This window comes from Halorientalis brevis (assembly GCF_042678165.1).
Classification (GTDB): Archaea; Halobacteriota; Halobacteria; order Halobacteriales; family Haloarculaceae; genus Halorientalis; species Halorientalis brevis.
In genome coordinates, this window is the sequence record NZ_JBHUDJ010000015.1 from 182,286 (window position 1) to 203,763 (window position 21,478).

At 63.9% G+C, this 21,478-nt stretch carries 20 protein-coding genes; 12 read left to right on the plus strand and 8 right to left on the minus strand.

The genetic code is table 11. The features are described 5' to 3' along the window. Complete coding sequence (locus tag ACFR9U_RS20890) at positions 1-2,091, plus strand: type B DNA-directed DNA polymerase (RefSeq protein WP_247381100.1); 2,091 nt, start codon at positions 1-3, stop codon at positions 2,089-2,091. A 9-nt stretch (positions 2,092-2,100) separates the two neighbouring features. Here the strand turns inward: ACFR9U_RS20890 and ACFR9U_RS20895 are convergent, their stop codons facing one another. Both ACFR9U_RS20895 and ACFR9U_RS20900 read right to left on the minus strand, forming a co-directional pair. After that, complete coding sequence (locus tag ACFR9U_RS20895; protein WP_247381099.1) at positions 2,101-2,553, minus strand: type II toxin-antitoxin system VapC family toxin; 453 nt, start codon at positions 2,551-2,553, stop codon at positions 2,101-2,103. Then, positions 2,554-2,820, minus strand: coding sequence for an AbrB/MazE/SpoVT family DNA-binding domain-containing protein (locus tag ACFR9U_RS20900; protein WP_247381097.1), 267 nt, complete (start codon positions 2,818-2,820; stop codon positions 2,554-2,556). A 258-nt stretch (positions 2,821-3,078) separates the two neighbouring features. Between ACFR9U_RS20900 and ACFR9U_RS20905 the strand changes: the two genes are divergently transcribed. Together ACFR9U_RS20905 and ACFR9U_RS20910 are read left to right on the plus strand one after the other, a co-directional pair. Beyond that, the gene (locus ACFR9U_RS20905; protein ID WP_247381096.1) at positions 3,079-4,032 is read left to right on the plus strand and encodes a formate/nitrite transporter family protein; all 954 of its coding nucleotides are present in this window, start codon (positions 3,079-3,081) and stop codon (positions 4,030-4,032) included. A 236-nt stretch (positions 4,033-4,268) separates the two neighbouring features. Continuing rightward, positions 4,269-5,240: a hypothetical protein gene (locus ACFR9U_RS20910; RefSeq protein WP_247381095.1), complete on the plus strand. Its 972-nt coding sequence runs from the start codon at positions 4,269-4,271 to the stop codon at positions 5,238-5,240. An 82-nt stretch (positions 5,241-5,322) separates the two neighbouring features. On the opposite strand, the gene ACFR9U_RS20915 is transcribed toward ACFR9U_RS20910, so the two are convergent. Beyond that, entirely contained in the window at positions 5,323-5,661 is a 339-nt protein-coding gene (locus ACFR9U_RS20915; protein ID WP_247381094.1) for a DUF7344 domain-containing protein, read from the minus strand. Positions 5,662-5,899: 238 nt separating this feature from the next. Here ACFR9U_RS20915 and ACFR9U_RS20920 point away from each other — a divergent pair, with 238 nt between their 5' ends. The 3 genes from ACFR9U_RS20920 (at position 5,900) to ACFR9U_RS20930 (ending at position 10,953) form a co-directional block, all read left to right on the plus strand. Continuing rightward, positions 5,900-9,634 (plus strand): PAS domain S-box protein, encoded by a 3,735-nt coding sequence (locus ACFR9U_RS20920; RefSeq protein WP_247381093.1) that lies wholly within the window; start codon positions 5,900-5,902, stop codon positions 9,632-9,634. Between the two features lie 610 nt (positions 9,635-10,244). Further along, positions 10,245-10,592, plus strand: a complete 348-nt coding sequence (locus tag ACFR9U_RS20925) for a hypothetical protein (RefSeq protein ID WP_247381092.1) — start codon at positions 10,245-10,247, stop codon at positions 10,590-10,592. A 4-nt stretch (positions 10,593-10,596) separates the two neighbouring features. Continuing rightward, complete coding sequence (locus tag ACFR9U_RS20930) at positions 10,597-10,953, plus strand: hypothetical protein (protein ID WP_247381091.1); 357 nt, start codon at positions 10,597-10,599, stop codon at positions 10,951-10,953. Between the two features lie 82 nt (positions 10,954-11,035). Here the strand turns inward: ACFR9U_RS20930 and ACFR9U_RS20935 are convergent, their stop codons facing one another. Continuing rightward, complete coding sequence (locus tag ACFR9U_RS20935; RefSeq protein ID WP_247381090.1) at positions 11,036-12,766, minus strand: Na+/H+ antiporter NhaC family protein; 1,731 nt, start codon at positions 12,764-12,766, stop codon at positions 11,036-11,038. Positions 12,767-12,996: 230 nt separating this feature from the next. Next, positions 12,997-13,425, minus strand: coding sequence for a hypothetical protein (locus ACFR9U_RS20940; protein WP_247381089.1), 429 nt, complete (start codon positions 13,423-13,425; stop codon positions 12,997-12,999). A gap of 129 nt (positions 13,426-13,554) precedes the next feature. On the opposite strand from ACFR9U_RS20940, the gene ACFR9U_RS20945 reads away from it, so the two are divergent. After that, positions 13,555-14,853 (plus strand): ATP-binding protein, encoded by a 1,299-nt coding sequence (locus ACFR9U_RS20945; protein WP_379815088.1) that lies wholly within the window; start codon positions 13,555-13,557, stop codon positions 14,851-14,853. A gap of 29 nt (positions 14,854-14,882) precedes the next feature. Here ACFR9U_RS20945 and ACFR9U_RS20950 read toward each other — a convergent pair whose 3' ends face one another. Both ACFR9U_RS20950 and ACFR9U_RS20955 read right to left on the minus strand, forming a co-directional pair. After that, positions 14,883-15,497, minus strand: coding sequence for a hypothetical protein (locus tag ACFR9U_RS20950; RefSeq protein ID WP_247381088.1), 615 nt, complete (start codon positions 15,495-15,497; stop codon positions 14,883-14,885). A gap of 513 nt (positions 15,498-16,010) precedes the next feature. After that, on the minus strand, positions 16,011-16,544 hold the full coding sequence (locus tag ACFR9U_RS20955; protein WP_247381085.1) for a hypothetical protein: 534 nt from the start codon (positions 16,542-16,544) through the stop codon (positions 16,011-16,013). A 437-nt stretch (positions 16,545-16,981) separates the two neighbouring features. On the opposite strand from ACFR9U_RS20955, the gene ACFR9U_RS20960 reads away from it, so the two are divergent. Both ACFR9U_RS20960 and ACFR9U_RS20965 read left to right on the plus strand, forming a co-directional pair. Continuing rightward, positions 16,982-17,992, plus strand: a complete 1,011-nt coding sequence (locus ACFR9U_RS20960) for a Cdc6/Cdc18 family protein (RefSeq protein ID WP_247381083.1) — start codon at positions 16,982-16,984, stop codon at positions 17,990-17,992. 460 nt (positions 17,993-18,452) lie between these two features. Further along, positions 18,453-18,734 carry a HalOD1 output domain-containing protein gene (locus ACFR9U_RS20965; protein WP_247381081.1) on the plus strand — a complete coding sequence of 94 codons (282 nt, stop codon included), beginning with the start codon at positions 18,453-18,455 and terminating at the stop codon, positions 18,732-18,734. Positions 18,735-18,757: 23 nt separating this feature from the next. Here the strand turns inward: ACFR9U_RS20965 and ACFR9U_RS20970 are convergent, their stop codons facing one another. Continuing rightward, positions 18,758-19,078 (minus strand): hypothetical protein, encoded by a 321-nt coding sequence (locus ACFR9U_RS20970; protein ID WP_247381080.1) that lies wholly within the window; start codon positions 19,076-19,078, stop codon positions 18,758-18,760. Positions 19,079-19,442: 364 nt separating this feature from the next. On the opposite strand from ACFR9U_RS20970, the gene ACFR9U_RS20975 reads away from it, so the two are divergent. From ACFR9U_RS20975 to ACFR9U_RS20985, 3 genes are all read left to right on the plus strand, one after another. Next, entirely contained in the window at positions 19,443-20,291 is an 849-nt protein-coding gene (locus ACFR9U_RS20975) for a YihY/virulence factor BrkB family protein (RefSeq protein ID WP_247381077.1), read from the plus strand. 300 nt (positions 20,292-20,591) lie between these two features. After that, the gene (locus ACFR9U_RS20980) at positions 20,592-20,846 is read left to right on the plus strand and encodes a MarR family transcriptional regulator (RefSeq protein WP_247381076.1); all 255 of its coding nucleotides are present in this window, start codon (positions 20,592-20,594) and stop codon (positions 20,844-20,846) included. Between the two features lie 251 nt (positions 20,847-21,097). Next, positions 21,098-21,478 carry a hypothetical protein gene (locus ACFR9U_RS20985; RefSeq protein WP_247381074.1) on the plus strand — a complete coding sequence of 127 codons (381 nt, stop codon included), beginning with the start codon at positions 21,098-21,100 and terminating at the stop codon, positions 21,476-21,478.

A 21,478-nucleotide genomic window follows, 5' to 3' on the forward strand; every position in this document is an offset into this window, starting at 1 on the left:
ATGTTCACGGTCGAGTACCTCGACGACGGCGTGCGCACGTGGTCGCTGACGGCCGACGGCGCCGAGTGTGAACTGGACGAGACGTACCGCCCGACGCTGTACGCGTCGGCCTCGTCGGCCGTCGACGCGCTCGCGGACCGGGCGGCCGCGCTTCCGTACGTGACGACGACGAGCGTCGAACGCCACCGGACTGCCTTCCGCGACGACCCGGAACCGGTCGTCCGCCTCGACGTCGAGCGAATCGACGACGTGCGCCGGGCCGCCACCCGCATCCGCCGCTGGGGCGACCCCGGCGAGTATCGCCTCTACAACGTGGACTTCTCCCGGGAGTTCCGCTACTGCCTGGAGACCGGCACCGCCCCCGTCCCCGAGCGCGACCCGACGACGCTCGAACTGGCGGTCTCGCCGGTCGCCCTCGACAACGACGACCTGTCCACCGTCAGGATCGACGGCGACGTCCACAGCGGGCCCGTTCCCGAGATACTCGACGCGATTCAGACGCGCGTCGACGCCGTCGATCCCGACGTGCTCGTCGTCAGCGCCGGCGACCTCGTCCCGACGCTCTACGAGGTGGCCGCCGATCACGACCGCGAGTTACAGCTCGGGCGGCGACCGGGCTGGCAGCAACTGGCCGGCGAGTCCACCTACACCAGCTACGGGCGGGTCGGCCACTCGCCGGCCCGGTACGACGTGCCCGGGCGTGCGCTCGTCGACCGGTCGAACACCTTCTTCTACACCGAGACGAACCTGGAGGGCTGTCTCGATCTGGTGCGTCGGTCCTGGAAACCCCTGCAGGAACTGTCCTGGGCGTCGATCGGCAACGTCCTCACGGCGATCCAGATCCGGGAAGCGCTGGCCCGGGACGTGCTGGTCCCCTGGAAGTCCTGGCGCCACGAGCAGTTCAAGACGGCGAGACAGCTCCAGGACGCGGATCGGGGCGGGTTCACCTTCTCCCCCAGCGTCGGCGTCCACGAGACGGTCCACGAACTCGACTTCAGCTCGCTCTATCCCAACATCATCTGCGAGTACAACGTCTCGCCGGACAAGATCCGGTGTGACTGCCACGCCGACCGCGAAGACGTGCCCGGGCTCGGGTACAGCGTCTGTGACGAGCGGGGCTACCTCCCCGACGTGCTCCAGCCGCTCGTCGACGACCGCGACGCCATCAAAGACGAGATCGCGGCCGCGACCGACCCCGAACGGATTCGCGAGCTAGAGGGGCGGTCGAGTGCGATCAAGTGGATCCTGGTGTCCTGTTTCGGCTACCAGGGGTTTTCGAACGCCAAGTTCGGCCGCATCGAGTGCCACGAGGCGATCAACGCCTACGCCCGGGAGATCCTCCTGGACGCCAAGGAGGCGCTGGAAGCCGCCGGCTGGCGCGTCGTCCACGGCATCGTCGATAGCATCTGGGTGACTCCACGGCCGGACGCGACCCAACGGCCGCTGCCCGCTGTCGCCGCGGAGATCACGGACGACGTGGGCATCCGCCTCGAATACGAGAACGAGTACGACTGGATCGCGTTCGTCCCGCGACGGGACAGCGACGCCGGCGCGCTGACCAAGTACTTCGGGGCGGTCGCCGACGCCGAGGCGTACAAGTACCGGGGCATCGAGTGTCGCCAGCGGAGCACACCGGCGTACGTGGCCGACGTTCAGCGCGACCTCGTGGACTGTTTCGACGCGCACCGGTCGCCCGAAGCGGTCTGTGACCGGCTGGCTCGCGAACTCGCACGGCTCCGGGCAGGGGAGGTCGACCCCGAGCGACTGGTGATCGACAAGCGGACGTCGAAAGCCGCGGGCGCCTACGGCCAGTACACGCACACCGTCGCCGCGCTCGAACGGGCGGCCGACGCCGGCCGCGACGTCCATCCCGGAGAGCACGTCCGGTACGTCGTCGTCGACGACGAGAAGTCCTCGCGCGACCGCGTGACGCTCGCGGCCGAGTCGCCCACGGACTACGATCCGGCGTTCTACGCTGATCTGCTCGTCCGGGCGGCCGAGAGCGTCCTCTCGCCGGTCGGGTGGCGACGAGCCGACGTTCGGGAGTACCTCGCGGAGACGACCGAGGCGACGCTGGCGCGATTCGGCTAGCGGCTGGGCCTACGTCGAGACGGCGTGGAACTCGGCGAGAACGTCCTCGGGGACGGGATTCTCGTACTCGAACGGCTCGTCCGCACAGAGGTCCGCGAAGTCCCGGTCGGTCGTCACGAGTTTGTCGGCGTCCGCTTCCCGCGCGAGCGCGACGTAGAAACAGTCGTACACGTCGTGGTTTTTCGCTGCGCTGATCTCGTACGCGTCGAGTATCGTCGCCGGCGTGACGTCGACCGGTTCCATGGGGTACTGGAGCAGCGAGCTCACCGCGTTACGCGCCTCGACCGTCGAGAACCCCAGATCTTCCAGGACCCACTGAACTCGCAGCGGCAGATAGCCGAACATGAGGAGCGTGTGTTCTCCCTGAAGCGCGGGACTCACCTCCTCAGCGACGTACTGGTGGCCCGGGTGATCGTCGATCAACTGGATAGAGAGGGCGTTCAGATCGGGGAGCAGCCGCATCTACCGTCCTCCGAAGGTCGCCTCGCCCGCGTTGCGAAACGCGTCCTCACCCCACTCGTCCCGGGATCTCCCCGAGGAGAGCGTCTGTAGCTCGGGAAGGTGACGGACGAGCCGAATGTCAGATCCCTCTCGCACGACCGTGAACGTCGTTCCTTCTTCGAGGTGGAGGTCGTCCCGAAGTTCCTTCGGGATCGTCAGTCGCCCGCGGTCGTTGATCTCGGCCTCTCCGTACTCGTCGTCGTTCGCTGCTTCGTCAGTCGAACTCATCCCATCACCACAGCTGTATCTGACTGGTTGTATCACCATAATATGTGGGGACGATCTCAGCTCGGCCAGTGAGTCCGGGCCAGTTCCGCAGGCGGTCAGGCTCTCCTCCACCGGCGAGTCTGATGCGGTGTGCTGTCAACCACAGACGCCCGAAGCGGTGGCGCACTGAGAGCCACACTGAATCTAAATGTGTGGTGCTTGCGTGTTAGCGCGGCTCTGCCTGCGGTATTTCAGTTACGGTCCCGAAGGACGGATACTGTGTCCTCGGAGGATGACCTCCCCAACGAGAGCTTGCAGGTCGGGATCGATCAGGCCCAGAGCGGCGCGCCCGCGGGCGGTACGGCGACCCGCGATCGGTTCTCGGCGAGCGAGATCTTCCAGCGGATCGTCGCCAGCGCCGAACAGGAAGTCGAAGACACGCACGCCGAACTGTTCTACAGCGGGATCGCAGCCGGCTTTGGGATCACTATCACGCTGCTGGGATACACGGTCGTGAGCGCCATGGTCGGCGACGCCGGCGGGCTCGCACGACTCGTCAAACCGGTGCTGTATCCGATCGGGTTCGTGATCATCGTCATCGGCCACTACCAGCTCTACACCGAGAACACGCTGCCGCCGGTGACGCTCGTGCTCACCCGGCTGTCGAGCATTCCGGCGCTGTTCCGCGTCTGGGGACTCGTCTTGCTGGGGAACGTCGTCGGCGTCGGGATCGGGGCCTTCGTCCTGGCGAACACCGCCGTGCTCTCGCCGGCGGAGGCGGCCGTCGCCGAGCAGTTCGCCACCGAGGCGATGCACGTCTCGTGGTGGGGCGTCTTCTTCAAAGGCGTCTTCGCGGGCTGGCTGGTCGGCGGGCTCGTCTGGGTCGATCACGGAACGCGAGACACGGTCGGACGTATCGTCATCACGTATCTCCTCATCTACCTGATCCCCGTCGTCGGTCTGTTCCACATCATCACCTCGATCGGCGACGCCCTCTTCCTGTTTTTCCGCGGCGGGGCAGCACTGGTGCCGCTCGTCTGGGAGTTTCTGCTGCCGGTCTTCCTCGGCAACACGCTCGGCGGCGTCGTTCTCGTCGGGGTCCTCAACTACGCACACACCGGCGAACACATATCCGGGGCGGACGACGCCGCAGAGGAAGAACTGTCGCTGCAGGAGTGGGTCTTCGGCGGACTTGTCGGACGGTGGCGAGTGATGTTCGAGAATGAAGAGTAGCCGAGTATCGGCGGTCGACTCCGCCATCGCTCGTTCTCGCACGGAGTGGGACGGAAACGTACTGCCGGAGAGCCGACGCTAGCTGGGATGGCACGGTCAACAGGCGAGGTCGACAGCCGAAACGAGTCGGCTGGGGAGGCGGTGACAGTTGGGGCGAGAACGTGTTCGCACCCTGCTGTCGCAGGCTCTCTCGTTACGGTTGCGAACGGTGAACGTCACACTGGAGGACCCAGAGGATGACTGACTCACAGAGCGACGGCGTCTTCGATTCCATCGTCGATTTCCGTCGGGAGTTCGTGAAGAAAGGAGCGCTGGCAGCGGGCAGCGTCGGGCTCGGTCTCGGCAGTCCGAGCGGCGTGCTCGCCCAGGACAGCGGCGACCAGCAGGCGAGCGGCGGTGAAGCGGTGATGTACAACAACGAGTTCCACCCCGGCGGCCAGGTCCGCATCATCTCCCCCGTCATCGAACAGACGCCGAATCTGGCGGGGCTGCCCCAGTTTTCCCAGCGCTACAACATGCGCTTCGCCGAGTACCTGCTCACCGGCGAAGACGTGCTGTTCTACACCGCCCAGGACGCCCAGGTCGAAGAGGGTGAGGTCTACGCGCTGGGCACGGAGATCACGCCGTTCGAAGACGGCGCCGAAGAGGGACTCGTCACCGTGACCTTCGAACCCGTCGCAGGCGGAGACCAGTACGTAGACCTCGTCGGCGCGCCGAGCGGAGATACGGCAGGGAACGCGACGGACGCACAGGCGACCGACACGCCCGCAACGGAGACATCGACCACCGGCACTCCCGCGACGGGGACGCCGAGCGGCGATGCGGGGAACGGTGACGTCCTGCTCGAACCCGACGACGACTTCGGGCTCGTCGACGGCGGAGGGAAAGCACTCGTCCGGGCGAACAACTTCTATCCCGGTGGCCTCTTCCAGGTGGTGTCGGACGTCGTCGAGTGGACGCCTCGCCCGGACGTCGCGGGCTCGGACATCTTCAGCGAGTACAACACGCGTATCGGCGAGTATCTGGGGACGAGTGAGCAGTTCGATTTCTACCCGGCACAGGCCGCAGCGATCGACACCGGCGGCGTCTACGTGATGCGCGACGAGTTCGACATCACGGATCCCGAAGGAAACCTCGTCACCGTCGACGTCGACAGGGTCGACGAAACCGATCTCGACACCGACCTCTACGACGAGGGCCTGCGCTGACGTGGCAGGGCTACGCGACGCTGCCACCCCTGCGTTCGGCCCGCGATCAGGATCCCAGAACCGGTGAGACAGACGACGTGACCTAGTGGGAGAGGACGTCGGGTGACGCGTAACACGCCTCGAGGCGGTTCGTGTCCGGTACGTAGTCGATAATTCCGAGGTCGTCCATCAGCGGGAGGTGGACGTGGTGCAGCGACACCGCCACCTCCTCGACGGTCTCCTCGGCGGGCGTCTCCACGTCGCGCTCCCGCGTGGCGACGGCCGTCGCCAGATCCGTCAGTTCGAAGGGCGCAGGCCGATCCGTAACGACGGCGAGCGTGTCTCTGCGGCGCTCTACAGCGAGCAACCGGAAGCGCTCGCTCTCGGTCAACTCGGTCGCTCCCGGCTGGGTCTCCGTGTTTTCGTAGGTGGACTGGGTCATGATGGGACACTCCGACCAGACGGCGTCGGTGTGGGTTCGCTTCGGCGGCGAGTGCCTGTAAGGCTGTACTAAAAATGGTTAGGCCCGCATTGAGGGACGAACTGAGCCAGATGCGTGTCAGATTGCTTCGGTTTCGGCCGCTCGCTCCACAGTAGCTACCAGACCCTGTCGCGACAGGAGCGACCCACTTTCCTCCACCGGCGGAGGGTTAATACCTCGTGGCCGGCACAACGCAATCATGGACGCCGATTCGTTGACCGAGAGCCTTCGGGAGACGCTCGCGCTGTTCGACGTGACCGGTCCGCCGTTGACGACGACGGAGGTGGCGACAGCGCTCGATCTGGGTCGTCGGAGCACGTACGAACGGCTGGAGCGACTCGTCGAGCAGGGGCGGCTCGAAACCAAGAAAGTGGGGGCGAGCGCGCGCGTGTGGTGGCGACCGCAGGCGACGGGGACAGACGAGCAGTCGGCCCCGGACTGGCCCGCCGCTGCCGAATCGCTGATCGACGACGTCCTCAACCGAGCCGAGGTCGGCGTGTTCGTGCTCGACGAGGACTTCGAGGTGGCCTGGATCAACGACGCGACCGAGCGATACCTCGGCCTCGACCGCGAGCAGGTCCTCGGGCGGGACAAGCGCCACCTCGTCGAATCGACCATCGCGTCGGTGATCGCAGACTCGTCCGAGTTCGCCGACACCGTGCTGGCGACCTACGACGACAACACGGACACGGAACGGTTCGAGTGCCGGGTGACCCCGGACGGGGATCGACGGGAACGCTGGCTCGAACACCGTAGCAAGCCCATCGAGCACGGGGCGTACGCCGGCGGCCGAGTCGAACTCTACTACGACGTGACGGACCGCAAGCGGTCGGAGCGCGCACACAGGACCGAACGCGAGAAGTTCGAGTCGCTCGTCGACGCGGTCGAAGACTACGCGATTTTCACGCTCGACCGCGACGGCTACGTCCAGACCTGGAACGCCGGCGCCGAGCGGATCAAGGGATACGACGCCGCGGAGATCGTGGGCGAGCACTTCTCGGTGTTCTATACGGACGAGGAGCGGGCGGCGGACGTCCCCACACAGAACCTCGCCGAGGCGCGGGCCACCGGTTCGGTCGAGGACGAGGGGTGGCGCGTCCGGGCCGACGGGTCACGGTTCTGGGCGAAGGCGACGATCACGCCGATCTACGACGGTGAGGACCTCACCGGGTACGCCAAGGTCACCCAGGACATGACCGAACGGCGGGAGTACGAACAGCGACTCCGCGAGGAGAAGGCCTTCACCGAGAGCATCCTCGACAACCAGCGCGACATCGTTTACGCGTTCGACGCCGACGGACAGTTCCGCCGGTGGAACGACCGTCTCCGCGAGGTGACGGGGTACCGGGACGAGGAGATCGAAGCGATGGGTCCCGTCGACTTCATCGCCGACGAGGCGGCCGAGGAGACCAGGGAAACGGTCGAGCAGGTGCTCACCGACGGGGAGAGCTTCACGGTCGAACTCCCGCTCGAAACGGCCGCCGGAAACGCGATTCCCTACGAGTTCAGCGCGAGCGCCATGACCGAGGACGACGGGACGATCGTCGGATTCACCGGGGTGGCTCGTGACGTGAGCGAGCGGAAGGCCAGGGAGCGGCGACTCGCTCAGCAGCGTGAGATCCTCGAGGCCGAACTCGACGAGGTGTTCGACCGCATCGAGGACGGGTTCTTCGCGCTCGACAACGAACTGCGGTTCACGTACGTCAACGACTACGCGGCCGACCTGCTCGACATATCGGAGGCGGAAGTCATCGGTGTGGACATCTGGGACGTCCTGGAACCAGGAGCGGTCGCGTCCAGGACGTTCAAGGACGCCGTCGAATCACACGAGAAGAGATCCTTCGAGGAGTACTACGAACCGCTCGATGCGTGGTTCGAAAACCACGTGTACTCCTCGGAGAGCGGGATTTCGGTGTACTTCCGGGACATCACCGAGCGCAAGGAGCGCGAGCGGAACCTCGAGGAGTACCGTCGGCGCTATCGGACGCTCGTCGAGAACTTCCCGAACGGCGCGGTCGCACTCGTCGACGAGACGCTCCGGTACGTCTCCTTCGGCGGAACGCCCATGGGGGACACGGACGTATCGAGGGAAGATCTCGAAGGAGAACACCTCCGCGAGGCGCTCTCCGAGGAGCTGGCCGACGTCGTCGCCCCGCACTACGAAGCGGCGCTAGAGGGGAAGACCGCGACGTTCGAGGAATCGGTCGGCGGGAGCCACTACCGGTTCCACTTCGCGCCGGTTCGCGACGACGACGGTGAAATCTTCGCCGCGATGGGGATGTCACAGGACATCACCGAACGGAAAGAGTACGAGCGCGAACTCGAGGACGCCAAATCGCAGCTCGAAGCCGCGACAGAGGCCGGCGCCATCGGAACCTGGGAGTGGCACGTTCCCGACGACGAGATGGTGACTGGCCCCGCGCTCGCCACGAAGTTCGGCGTGGACCCGGAAGCTGCGCGGGAGGGCGTGACGCTCGGCTCGTTCGTCTCGGCCGTTCACGAGGAGGATCGCGACCGGGTCGAAGCAGAGATCGAAACGGCGCTCGACGCCTGTGGGGAGTACGAATCGGAGTACCGCGTCTGGAACGCCGACGGCGAACGGCGGTGGGTGGTGGCCCGCGGGCACGTCGAGTGTGACGACGACGGGACACCCGTCACGTTCCCGGGCGCACTGACCGACATCACGGAACGCAAGGAAGCCGAACTCGAACTGGAACGCCAGCGTCAGCAACTCGAAGCGGTGAACCATCTCAACGAGGTCGTCCGCGACATCACCAGTGCCGTCATCGACCAGTCCACGCGGGCGGAGATCGAACGCACTGTCTGCGAGCGCCTCGCCGAGACGGAGTCGTACCTGTTCGCCTGGATCGGAGACATCGACGCCGCGTCGCAGACGGTGAACCTCCGCACGGAGGCCGGCGTGGACGGGTATCTCGACGAGATCACGATCTCCGCCGATCCCGCGGACGACCGAAGTGCAGGCCCGACCGGACGGGCCATCCGCACTCGTGAACCACAGGTGACGACCGACGTCGAAACCGACGCCAGACACGATCCCTGGCGCGAGGCCATCGAGCCGTACGGCTTTCGCTCGTCCGCGTCGATCCCGATCGTCCACGAGGAGAGTTTCTACGGCGTCCTGAACGTGTACGCCGCACGGCCGGACGCGTTCCAGGGGTCCGAACGCGACGTCATCGGTCAACTCGGTGAGGTCGTCGGTCACGCGATCGCCGCGACGGAGCGCAAGCAGGCGCTGATGAGCGACGAACTCGTCGAACTCGACTTCCAGGTGCAAGACGTGTTCTCGGGCGTCGATCACCCGACCGAGACGAGCGGCCGGATCACGCTGGACCACGCCGTCCCGGTCGAAGACAGCGAGTTCCTCGTCTACGGCACGGCGACGCCCGACGCCGTCGAAACCGTCAGAAGCCTCGTCGAAACGGTCCCGCACTGGGAGGCAGTCACCGTCCACTCCGAGGACGATCCGGTGCGCTTCGAGGTGCGAACGGTCGACCCGCCGGTGCTCTCGGTCGTCGCGTCTCGCGGCGGGTATTTCGACAGGGCAGTCATCGAAGACGGCGACTTCCGGATGACGATCCACCTCACGCCGAACGTCGACGTGCGCGAACTCATCGACGTCGTCGAAGCGACCTACCCGGGGGCCGAGATGCTCCGGCGGCGCCAGATCAGTCGTGCACCCGACGACCCGAACTCCGCGCATCGACGCCTCCTGGCAGATCTCACCGACCGACAGCGCGCCACGTTGGAAGCCGCCTACCACGCGGGCTTTTTCGAGTGGCCCCGTGACGCCGCCGGCGAAGACGTCGCCGACTCCCTCGGCATCGCATCGCCCACCTTCCACCAGCATCTCCGCAAAGCCGAGCGGAAAGTGTTCGACGCGCTGCTGTCGGCGCCGGCTCCCAGCACCGGCTAGCTGTCACGGACAGCCAGACACTCGCGACCGACATCCTCTGCCTGTCCCATTGATGTGATGAACCCGCAGCTATCGAATCTGATACTACCGAAGCGGCCGGAGTTACGAATAGCCTACGTGCTCTCCGCTCGACTGCGAGCACATTCGAGGAACAACACGCTGTACTGCCCTGAATTCGCTCACAGTACGTAGCGATAGAGAACCGTTGCAGAATATAGAAACGGCTCGTGTCGCGGTCTCCCCAGAATGGACGACAGCCTCGACGAGAGTGATGCAGTCCACAGCTCTACGTGCGCTGGCAAATACCAGATGAGCACGCGTTCTAGCGTCTGAATGCCTGGTTTCAACTGGACTAGTTACAGCCTAAAACCACGCGATGGCGGGGGCGTGTGGAGCTGAAAGTAGTGGGACAGCCAAAAAGTGATTTAATCTTTTAAGAATTAGCATAGTACTGCTGTAGTCTGGGGGTTTTCTTGTTCTAGATGTGTGATAATATAGAACAGGTGTGAAAACAATAGATGCTAATCCATCTCATAGTCACCTTGATTATCTCGAACGATAATTTGTAGAGTCCCAACCGAGGACCCGTACGTTTCAGGAGGATTCAAGAATGCAATGTGTGGCGTGTGGCCGTCGGAGTTCGTACAACAGAGCGGTGGTCGATACGGTCACCGAGTCAGAGGTCGGTGTGTTGTGTCCGGAGTGTGAACACGAGCAGTTCGGACAGATGCTCGAGAACGGTGACTGGACGGACGAGGAGTGCGTGCTGTGTGACCGCGACGGGTTCTACGCGCTGCCGGCGTGGCGGGCGTACGTCGTCGAGATCGACGGGAAACGGATCTCGCGATCGGAGTACTCGATGGAGCCACCGAGTCCCGCGCTCTGTGACAAACACTACGGGGAACTCACCGAACAGACTGCGGGTCCCGCCGAGAGTCCGGTGTCCCCACAGCCCTGAACCGATGAAGTGTCTCTCCTGTGGACTGGAGGCCGGGTTCACGCGACTCATCGTCAACGTCGAAACCACAGAGAAGGAGGGCAGTCTGTGTTCCAACTGTGAATCGAAGCTCTCGCGACTGACGCTGAGCGAGTACAGCGCCGAGTCGGATGGGAGCCACAGTTGTCTTGAATGTGACGCGGAGGCGACTTTCGCCCTCCCGGAGATGCACCTCGCACTGGACGATGACGACGGCGAGCAGTTCTCCTACGAGTACGAGATCGAACCGGACACGCCACACCTGTGTACCACCCACCTCGAAGCGCTCCTCCAGCGGCCCCGCCAGGTCGATCCGCTGAACATGCTCGAAGACAGGATCTGACCCCGTTCGATCCGAGGCGGTTCGCCCGACGCACTCTCTTTCTCCCGACCGGCCGCGGCTGCAAAGCAGGTTCTGGCCCCCCTCAGTACGGGATCACCTGGAATCCCGAGGGGAGAACGAGGCCACCGACGAGGAACAGGAGGGCCGTAATGGCGGCCGTGATGAGCGCGTAGGGCATCTGTGTCCGAATGTGGACCATGTGGTCGCTCCCGCTCGTCGAGGACGCCAACACCGTCGTGTCGCTGATCGGTGAGGCGTGATCCCCGAAGATCCCGCCGCTGAACACGGCCCCGAGGACGAGCGGGAGGTTCGCGCCGGTCGCGAACGCGAGCGGAATCGCGATGGGGAACATGATGCCGTAGGTCGACCAGGAGGAGCCGTCGGCGAAGCTGACGAAACTCGTCACGCCGAACACGCCGACGGGAATGATCCAGGCCGGGAGACCGCCGAACACGTTTGTGACGAACGACGCGATGCCCAGCAGCGAGACGGCCTTCTGGATGGAACTGGCGAACGTCAGGATGACGGCCGCCAGGAGAATGCCCTTGAATCCGACGAGGAGGGCGTCCGTGGCGTCCTTGTTCGACGGGATGTCGCCTTTGAACCGATACAGTGCGAACGCGACGACGAGGGCGGTGAACGAGGCGATTCCCAGCTGCACGCCGCCGATGTTGAACGCCCAGGGACCGCTGGGCGGGGCGACGAGTTCCCAGCCAGCGATCGAGAGGAGCGTGGTCCCGGTTTTCCCCTCGACGAAGACGACGGGGCTCCCGCGCCAGAACATCGCGCCAAGACCCACGACGATCATCGTCAGAATTGGGACCGCGAAGTTCCGCCAGTCCGGCGTGGCGGTTTCAGACATCTCGTACTCGTCCATCTCCTCGGCGATCATCGGATCGGCGTCCTCGCCGAGCACGCCGTTGCCGGCTCGCGCACGCGACTCTTCGCGCTTCATCGGCCCGAGGTTGGGAACGACCTGCCAGGCGACCAGCGCCGCGATGGCCAGCGCGACCCAGGAGTAGAAACCGGTGAACAGCGTGTTGAAAAACAGCGGCCACACCGCGCCCGTCGCGGCGCTCACGCTCTCGCCGCCGGTACTGACGAAATCGCTCATCCGGCTCGGCAGCAACCCCTGCTTGTGCGCTTCGACCAGCCCACCGCCCATGAACCCGACCATCGCCGCGCCCCACGTCGAGTAGAACGCGAGCCGGGCGGCCGGCGAGCCCGCGGAATCGACGTAGTAGGCGAGTTTGGCCCGTGACACGTCGAACGCGTCCGTCAGCGGGCGCATCATCGAGCCGACCACGAGACAGTTGAAGTAGTCGTCGATGTGCACGGCGACGCCCGCGAGAAAAGCCGCCTTCTCCACGTCGGCCGCGGAGTCGGCCCGGGCGGTCAGCGCCTGCAGCACGCCCTGAATGGCGCCGGCCCGAATCATCAGGCCGATCATCCCGCCGATGGCGAAGATCGCGAGCAAGACGTTCTCGACGTACCACGCACCGAACATCGGCGCGTTCGCCATGATCTCCGGAACGAACTTCAGCCCGAAGAGAGCGCCGAGGACGACCCCGCCGACGCCGATCGACCAGGGGTCGCCGTCGCCCTGCGGGTGCATCTGCCCGAGGTCGCCGCCGACCGTCACGAGGTCGGCCGGCACCCCGACCGCCTGCGGATGAAGGGCACCCAGAATGACACCTGCAGCGACGATCCCTGCGAACAGGCCTATGAGCGCGTCGCGCGTGTACCACGCCAAACTGATCGCGAGCAGTGCGGGCACGATCGACCACGGTCCTGCGACGATACCCTGTACCATTGCCCGGTGTTGGTTCCAGGCGTGTTAAATATACTCTGATATGCGTTATATTGGAGAACAGGTGAGTCCCTCGACGCGGCCGAACGCGACGTATCCGGTCAGTGACCCGCAGTCTGCCGCTGTTATCGAACCTGGTGGGCTGTTCTGTCAGCCTCGAAACACTCACTGTGGCAGAAAATTGTGGTGTCTAATAGCCCGCATTCTCGGCCCTCGGCCGAGCAGCCCCAGTCTTACCCCTCTGGTTCCGACGCGAACTCGCGCCAGAACGACAGCAGCCAGTACCCGAGTCCAGTGCCGATCAGCCCGGCGGCGAAGAAGTACAGCAGAAGTTGTGAGCCGAACACTCGCCCGGGGAACCGCAGCGCGTACAGCAGCCCCTCCCCGGTCAGTGCCACGAGGACGAAGCCGACGATGGCGATGCCGATCGCCCCGAGCATCGCCGTGATGCCGTCCGCGTCGTACCTGATAAGGCCGACGATCGCCGTCACGAACACGACCGCGAGTCCGAGGCTGTAGAACGGCAGTCGCGACAGACTATCGGTCAACTCACCGGAGGCGAGGCCGAGCACGCCGACGAAACTCGCCGTAAGGACGACCGAACTGCCGAGGACGAACCCAACGGTTCGCCGCGCGATCTCCCGTCGCCACAGCGTGACCATACCTTCATCTCTCATCTGAGTTTCAAAAATCTACTGGCAGGTTCGCCCGCGAGACAGTCGGGAAACGTCTTGGGTAGGTGGTAATTACGGACAGAAGGCATATACTCGTTGGCTGAATAACATTTGAGAATGACCGACCCGCCTGCGGAGATTCCGGTGACGGTCGACGGCGAGACGCTGCCCGTCGTCGACTTGCTCACGGGCAGGGGCTTCATCACCGGGAAGTCGGGAAGCGGGAAGTCGGTGACGGCGAGCGTCATCGCCGAGGAGTTGCTCGAACACGATCTCGGCTTTCTCATCGTCGATACCGACGGCGAGTACTACGGACTCAAAGAGCAGTACGAGGTCCTCCACGTCGGCGCGGACGAGACCTGCGATGCGCAGGTGAGCGTCGACCACGCCCCGCTCCTCGCGGAACTCGCGCTCGAAGACGGCGTTCCGATCGTCCTCGACGTCTCCGGGTATCTCGACGAGGACGAGCGAACGGCCCTGCTCGAACGCGTCGTTCGCGAGCTGTTCGTTCGCGAGAAGGAGTTGCGACAACCGTTTCTGCTCGTCGTCGAGGAGGCCCACGAGTACCTCCCCGAGTCCGGTGGCCTCGACGCGCTCGGCGAGCGGCTGTTACAGATCGCGAAGCGAGGGCGCAAGCGCGGGCTGGGAATCTGTGCGATCTCCCAGCGCCCGGCGGCCGTCGACAAGGATTTTATCACGCAATGTAACTGGCTGGTCTGGCACCGCCTGACGTGGAACAACGACACGGACGTCGTCCGGCGGATCATCGACGCCGACGCGGCCGAGACGGTCGAGACCCTCGCGAACGGGGAAGCGCTCCTGATGACCGACTGGGACGAACGGGTCCAGCGGGTCACGTTCCGGATGCGAGAGACCGTCGACGTCGGGACGACGCCCGATTTCTCGGCACCGACCGTGCCCGACCTCAAGCCCGTCGACCCGGCACTCGTGCGCCGTCTCGAAGCGGTAGGAGCAGCGTCCGCGTCGAACACGGAGGCTGCAGGAGACGCTGCGACCGAGACGGCGGAGTCGAACGCGAGCGAGGCGAGTGGAGAGTCCGGCAGCGCACCCGACCAGGACAGCGCAACTGACTCGGCACTCTCGGAGCGCGACTCACGTCACGCGGCGCGTTCCCGAGCGAGTCCGACGCCTGCCCAGCGTGAATCACTGCTCCTCGAAGTCGGGGACATGATGGTGTTCCTGTTTCGGGCCGTCCGAACCCGGAGTGTCCGGGCGTTCCGGTACCTGGCACAGCAGGTGCGCAGTGGCGTTCTCGGACTCCGTGCCGTGGCAGCGACCGCCGCAGAAAGCGGGGGAACGCAGACGCCGTCAAATCGGCAGTCGAAGATCCGGCTGGTGGCCCTGCTGGCGGTCGTGCTCGGCCTCGGCTTACTCCTGGTGTTGTTCGCCGGATAATCGCCGCCACTCGCGGCGCAGCGACACCGTCAGTCGGCTGCGTCGGCGGTGAGAAATCGGTGTCGCGCGACGAGATACAGCGGCCCCGCGATCGACGAAGCGACTGTACAGCCGACGACGAACAGGCCTCCGAGCGACGCGACCACCGTCTGCCACGACCCCGACGGCAGTCCCACGAGAAGTGTCTGGAGCGCGGCGACGACACTGCCGCCGGCGATGATAAACGGCCACGGATTCGGCTGCCAGGACCGATCCGTGGCGGTCAGCGCCCTCGCGTCGTTGTACAGGAAGACCGTTCCGGCGACCCCGACGAGGAAGAACGTCCAGTAGAGGCCGACGCTGATCGCCCAGGAGATCGGGTCGGGAAACGGCGCCAGCACGCCGAGTTCGTCGACCGCCAGTGTGAGCAGGCCGAGCACCGTCGGGACGTACAGCAGCCACGTGGGTCCGTGACCGAACACCGTCGACGCGGTCCCCATTCGCTGCTCACTGACGACGATGTCGTCTGGCGTGTACGGCGCGTGGTCGGAGACGACGACCTCCAGGTCGTCCCCGTCGTCCAGTCGGACCTCGACGACGCCCTCCCAGCTGGCGGTCGTTACCTCCCATTCGTCCGTCCGATCACGGATCTGGATTCGTCCCACGCGAGTCACCTCCCTCCGCTGTGAACTGTACGATAGCGTCCGCTCTCCGGACTGCGTCGATGGTAGTGTGCGTGTCGTGTCGTCATAGATTCTCCTGGCCGTCACACTCGGTCGCCGAGCAGTGACGCCTCTCACGCTGGGAAACGCTTTTGACCTCGCACCGAGAAGCACGTGATGTTCCACCAACCCGTCCTTCTGGTGACTCGTCAGTTCCCTAGCGACCAGTACACAGACACCCCGAGAAAATGAATATTATGCAATGATTAGAATACGTCCTAATTATGATCGATACCCCTCCTTCGAAACGTGACGTACACCCCTCACTGCGTGTGATTTCTGCTCACTCGGTCCCTGAGCAGTCATATATACTGACGCCGTTTTCGCCAAACCCATTGGCGATCTGATATAGGCGGGACCCCGTCGAACTGAGCGGACTCCCGTGATTTCACCACTGCTGGCTCGTCGATAGGACAGTTCGGATAGATAATATTTCTGCCACCGTTTCGGGTCCAGTCAGACGATCCGGTCGAAGACGAGGTCGGTGTCCGGCGTGATCTTGCCCGCCGAATCCGGGGCGACGTCGGTGATCTGGACGTGGGGCGGATCGTGTTCGTCGATCGCGAAAAGCGGGACGAGATCGCCGACGAAGACGCCGCGGTTGGACAGGAGCGATTCGACCTGGCGCCGGTCGCCCGCAGACGGCGTCTCCGTCCGGGTCGTCGTGTACTGGACGTGGACTGTACTCGCGTCGTCGATCTTCGCCGGTTCGATCGTGATCGTGTCGTCGAGTTCGACGGCCGCGTTGTGGCGGACGACCGTGTCCATGAAGATCCGACCCGTGTGCCACTCGTCGGGGTCGGAGTGAGCCGCTCGCGCGTAGGTGATGTCGGTCCCCTGGATCTCGACGATGTCCCCGGGGCGACACCCGAGATGGAGGAGTGACGGCGCCCCGACCAGTACTGTCTGCCCGTGCCCCCGTTTCGTCGGGAGATCTGCAACGTCCAGTCTGACGCCGCGTCGGCGGCGGTTGGTGTACTGCGATGTCATCGGCGGGAGGCGTGCTCACGTCGCTACTTGCCGGCGTACAGGTGACACTGACGGGCAGTCGGTAAAACACCTTCCGTAGCCATCATGTCTTTGATATAACTACTCCCCAGTAACACGACGTGAGTGTCGTTTCTCGCACGCGGTTCACCGCAGTGAGTACGCGATGGGGCACCCGTTGCAACACACTATAGTAATCGGACTGTGAACTCTGCAACTAGTCCGCAACAACGCCGGCGACAGTGCGCCGGCTGTGACGTCAGGGGCCAGTTTGCCGTGACGGCCGTCAGTCACGGCGTGAGGCCATCACAGACACACAGCGACAACCAGGTGAGAGACGAGATGACGAATCGATCTCCGAGTACCAGGGGCGACGTGACGGCTGCCGAACCCGGACGTCCGGAGTCGCCCCGGGGAGCCGTTTGCCCGGCCAGCCAGCCATGACGCGCGTGATACAGAACGCCAGGGTGTTACAGGACGACTTCCTGCCCAACGAGATCGTCCACCGGCACGAGGAGGTCAATCAGATGTCGAAAGCCCTGGAGCCGGTGATCGACGGGGACAGACCCCAGGACACGTTCCTGGTCGGTCCCTCCGGCGCCGGCAAGACCTGTATCGCTCGCTATACGGTGGACAAACTCCAGGAGAAGGTCCTCGACATCGAGAGCCACTACATCGACTGCTGGCAGCACTCGAATCGGTTCCGGGTGCTCTACAAAGTGCTCGAGGGCGTCGGGACGTCGTACGACATCCACCGCTCGACCCCTCAGGACGAGATGCTCGCGCGAATCGAGGACATCGAGCACCCCTATCTGCTCATCCTGGACGAAGTCGACCAACTCGAAGACAAGGGCGTCCTCCGGAAACTGTACGCGATCCCGCAGGTGACGATGGTCCTGATCGCCAACCGGAAGCGCGAGGTCCTGTCGACGCTCGACGAGCGCTTACAGTCGCGGTTGCGAAGCAGCGAGTTCGTCCGGTTCGATCGGTACACGGAGACGGAACTGGTCTCTCTACTCGAGGACCGGATCCGGTGGGGGCTCACGCAGGACGCGCTCACGACGGCGCAGGTCGAACGGATCGCCGACGCGGCAGCGGGGAACGCGCGCGATGCGATCAGTATCCTCCGGTCGGCCGCCCGAAACGCCGATCACGAGGGGGCGGCCACGATCCGCGAGCAGGACGTCTCGAAGGCGATCCCCTCTGCACGCGAGGAGATCCACCAGAAGAACTTGACGAAGCTCAACGCCGATCAGCGCCAGCTCTACGAGATCCTCACCGAGACGGAGGAACTGTCGCCCAACGAGATCTACGAACGGTACAAGACCCGCATGGCAGAACCCAAGACGAAACGCACCGTGCGGACGTATCTCAAGAAGTTAGCGGATTACAACCTCGTTCGGAGTACCGGCAGCGGCCCCAGTCGCTCCTACGAGGCGATCGAACTGTAGCTTCCCTGGCACCTGTTCGTGAGACGTACCTGGTACTATAGCTCTCGTGATGCGTGTATGACGGCTACTGACGCCCGAATTTCCAGGACGGAAGCATCTCTCGGCACAACCGTATTACACACCCCCGTATTCTAGATCTCTTATACGAAAGGGCAGTTATGTCATAATTACGTCCATATATGGCAGATCCGCTCGCTGTTGTGCGGTCTACTCGTGAAACTGATCGGATATCGACGCGAGTGCTGAGACATATCGTGTTTGCACAATAACATTGATTGCCCTGTAGTGACGATTCGTGGTACGGTCACAGAACCGAGTGGACGTTGGGGGATCCAGGGGCCGTGCCTGCTGGATCAGTGGCAACGCATTCGACCGAGAGCGACGCCGTCTGGTCGTCCGCACAAAACCAGGCCAACAGATGACTATGCGTGATTCGAGCAGGACGCCGACTCACCACGAGATGAACGCGAGTATTGATAACGGAACGACGACGCAGACGTGGGACGGCGAACAGCCGTTCCACAGAGCGTTGTTCGAGACCCTCGAGTCAGCAGCGAACGTCGCGGTGACGGAGATCGAACCCGTCTACGAAACGATCGACGTCGAGTCACTCGAGCGATTCATCACCAACAGTTCCAGTAACGACATCTTCACGGCGTTCTCCTACGGCGGGTGTTACGTCGAAATCCAGGGGGACGGGACGATCACGGTCACTCCGTTCCGACAGATCGATCCGAAGTGACCCCCGCGATCGGTGGCCGACTCTCAGGGGTAGAATCTGGGAACGTCGGGATACTCGTCGGTTTTGCTGCGAATCGAGATGCCGTCACCGATCGCTCGGGGGATCGGCTCGATATCGTCGTCGGGGAGAGAGAGCGGCATGTGAATCCGTTCGACCAGTCCGCGCGAGAGGAGCGCGACGACCTCACCGAACGCGGCGTCGAGTGACCCGAGAAACGAGACCTTGTCCGGATCGACGTCGTCGAACCAGTGGTAGGTGTGGCGACCGAACTCGAAGATAACGACGTCCCACTTGAGATCCGTTCGAAGGGTCTCGAACACCCCGTAGTTCGACAGCGTTGTCATATCGTTCTCAAATAACTCGTGCCCACATTAGTATTCATCATATAATAATATAAATTAACCCTTCGCTGAGCGGGTATAGGTTGGCTAACGGCACCCGAGTGCTGTCGAACCGCGGCCAATGCAGCGATCTGACTGACCAGAACGCTCTCGGGCGTCGCACCCGCAGGCGGGAACAGGCAGTCCGAACGACTGCACGCTGTTCGTGAGTGCCCCACCATGAGTATTTCATCAGTCGTGGCTGCGACCGGGCCGAGTAGCTGGCACCGACCGAGACTGTAGCCCCCAGTAGCGGCCAGTCAATGCCTCACCGGCTCGAACGGAGCGGACCGACCGCGTTTTTTGTCGTGGTCTCGTATCCGAGGCCGTGCCGTCGTCTTTCGACACCGAGGCGGTTCTCGCGCGGACGGCCGTGCTGGGTCGCCGAGTGTACGCGACGATGAAGCGAGTCGACGTCGGCTTCATGGCGGGGAGCGTCGCCTATCAGGCGTTCATGTCGCTGTTACCGCTCATCGTCGTGCTGTACCTCCTCGTCGCGATGGTCGCCGGTGAGCAGTTGGCCGCGCGGGTGCTCGAACTCACCGAAGCGGTGCTTCCCACGGAGACGAGACAACTGCTCGCGACGGCCGTGAGCAGCCAGATCGCGACGACTGCGACGTCGATCGTGAGTCTCGCGATCCTGTTGTGGGGAGCGATCGGTCTGTTCCGGACGTTCCAGACGGCGTTTGCGAGGATCTACGAGACCACCACGAAAACCTCGCGCGTCGATCAACTGCTCGATGCACTGGTGACGTTCAGCATCGTCCTCGTCGCCACCCTTGCCGCTGCGGGGGCCGCGACAGCGTCCGTTGTCGTTCGGGTCCCGTTCTTCGACCTCGTGAGTGCTACCGTCCTCCTGGTCGGTCTCGTCGTCGCCTTCCTCCCGATGTACTACCTGTTCCCGAACACCGCGCTCCCGCTCCGCAACGCGCTCCCCGGTGCCCTGATCGCAGCCGGTGGCTGGACGCTCCTCCAGTGGACGTTCCAGCTGTACCTCCAGCACGTGTCGAGTCCGAACGTCGCCGGCGCGCTGGGAGCGATACTCGTGTTGCTCACCTGGCTCTACTACGGCAGCTATCTCGTCCTGTTCGGGGCGGTCGTGAACGCGTCGCTTGCCGGTCCACCACCCTCGAAGCCGTCCGCGGACGCAGTCGCTGACGTCTCGGAGGGTGGGTGAAGTCTGCAGCAAAAACGGCTCCAGGGTGGCCGTGCAGGGAGAACGAGCAGTGCACGGGGTATCGCAACGCGAGAGCGCTCCCTGTTCGTGACCGATCCACCACCGTCACTGATATTTCACGGGTGAGCGTCAGTAGCGTTTCTGCTAATTGGTATGAAATTTTATGCAAATCTATCTATATTAGTGTTCCGAGGTGTCGAGTATGCGCATGGGATCTTTCGGGCACGACTCAGGTGAGTCGGCTGAACAGACAGCAGTGACCATCGTCGGACCGAACCCGCCGAACCCCTGCTGAGACCCATGACTGAACAGCCATCACTCTCGGACTCACACAGGCGAATCCTCCGGTATCTCGAGAACAGCAGCGAGCAGATCACGCTGACGGCGTCGGTGATCGCGTTCAATCTCGACGTGCCGTCCGACGAGGTCGAGCGCTGTCTCGCGGAGCTTCGCGCGGAGGGACTGGTCCGCGTCATCGATACGGGCCCGTCCGTGTACCGCATCTCTCCGATCGGCTCCCGGTTGTGTCAGGACCTGTCAGACGAGTCGCCGTGACCGACGGATGGTCCCGTCGTCGACTCGCCCCTCGCCGGCTGCCAGTTCGACGCATCTGTCTTACGGGGCAACCCGACTGGCGTCCGGCAATTATCCGTTCTCGCGGCGGACACAGAGATTACAGCTGTCTGACGCATCTTTTTGATAGATGCCACTGTATACCATGAGACCCACACAACCATGCGACATCATCCCGTAGATTCCGTGCCAGGAGAGAGTCGGACTCGTGTGTCGGCGATGGTGATCACGCCATGAGCGGTCCGTCTTCACCGAAGCGATCGAGCGAGGGCGACCTCCCGAACGTCGGGACCCAGCCGTCGCAGTCCTCCACGGAGTTCTTCTCGGGGGAGCATGCGCACACCGACGCCCCGCGCGTCAAGCACGTCCAGAAAGAGTGGGGGCACCGAAACATCTACGTCCCCGACGCGCTCGACGAGGCACTCGACTCGGTCAGAGCTGACCTCGGGGACAGCGTCGAAGCGGAGTTCGGCGGCCAGATGGCCGTCACGCGCCATTTCTACCCAGTGCTGATCAAGTTGGGGCTCGCACAGATCAGCGACCTCTCGCCCGCCGAGTTCGCAGCCGAGGTCGAGACGATTCCGGGCGTCGGAGCGAACGAATTCACCGAATAA

What these genes read in the sequence shown, in the direction of transcription:
- ACFR9U_RS20890 (WP_247381100.1), top strand. Translation starts at nt 1, where the DNA reads ATGTTCACGGTCGAGTACCTCGACGACGGCGTGCGCACGTGGTCGCTG.
- ACFR9U_RS20895 (WP_247381099.1), bottom strand. Translation starts at nt 2,553, where the DNA reads ATGCGGCTGCTCCCCGATCTGAACGCCCTCTCTATCCAGTTGATCGAC.
- ACFR9U_RS20900 (WP_247381097.1), bottom strand. Translation starts at nt 2,820, where the DNA reads ATGAGTTCGACTGACGAAGCAGCGAACGACGACGAGTACGGAGAGGCC.
- ACFR9U_RS20910 (WP_247381095.1), top strand. Translation starts at nt 4,269, where the DNA reads ATGACTGACTCACAGAGCGACGGCGTCTTCGATTCCATCGTCGATTTC.
- ACFR9U_RS20915 (WP_247381094.1), bottom strand. Translation starts at nt 5,661, where the DNA reads ATGACCCAGTCCACCTACGAAAACACGGAGACCCAGCCGGGAGCGACC.
- ACFR9U_RS20920 (WP_247381093.1), top strand. Translation starts at nt 5,900, where the DNA reads ATGGACGCCGATTCGTTGACCGAGAGCCTTCGGGAGACGCTCGCGCTG.
- ACFR9U_RS20925 (WP_247381092.1), top strand. Translation starts at nt 10,245, where the DNA reads ATGCAATGTGTGGCGTGTGGCCGTCGGAGTTCGTACAACAGAGCGGTG.
- ACFR9U_RS20930 (WP_247381091.1), top strand. Translation starts at nt 10,597, where the DNA reads ATGAAGTGTCTCTCCTGTGGACTGGAGGCCGGGTTCACGCGACTCATC.
- ACFR9U_RS20935 (WP_247381090.1), bottom strand. Translation starts at nt 12,766, where the DNA reads ATGGTACAGGGTATCGTCGCAGGACCGTGGTCGATCGTGCCCGCACTG.
- ACFR9U_RS20940 (WP_247381089.1), bottom strand. Translation starts at nt 13,425, where the DNA reads ATGGTCACGCTGTGGCGACGGGAGATCGCGCGGCGAACCGTTGGGTTC.
- ACFR9U_RS20945 (WP_379815088.1), top strand. Translation starts at nt 13,555, where the DNA reads ATGACCGACCCGCCTGCGGAGATTCCGGTGACGGTCGACGGCGAGACG.
- ACFR9U_RS20955 (WP_247381085.1), bottom strand. Translation starts at nt 16,544, where the DNA reads ATGACATCGCAGTACACCAACCGCCGCCGACGCGGCGTCAGACTGGAC.
- ACFR9U_RS20960 (WP_247381083.1), top strand. Translation starts at nt 16,982, where the DNA reads ATGACGCGCGTGATACAGAACGCCAGGGTGTTACAGGACGACTTCCTG.
- ACFR9U_RS20965 (WP_247381081.1), top strand. Translation starts at nt 18,453, where the DNA reads ATGAACGCGAGTATTGATAACGGAACGACGACGCAGACGTGGGACGGC.
- ACFR9U_RS20970 (WP_247381080.1), bottom strand. Translation starts at nt 19,078, where the DNA reads ATGACAACGCTGTCGAACTACGGGGTGTTCGAGACCCTTCGAACGGAT.
- ACFR9U_RS20980 (WP_247381076.1), top strand. Translation starts at nt 20,592, where the DNA reads ATGACTGAACAGCCATCACTCTCGGACTCACACAGGCGAATCCTCCGG.
- ACFR9U_RS20985 (WP_247381074.1), top strand. Translation starts at nt 21,098, where the DNA reads ATGAGCGGTCCGTCTTCACCGAAGCGATCGAGCGAGGGCGACCTCCCG.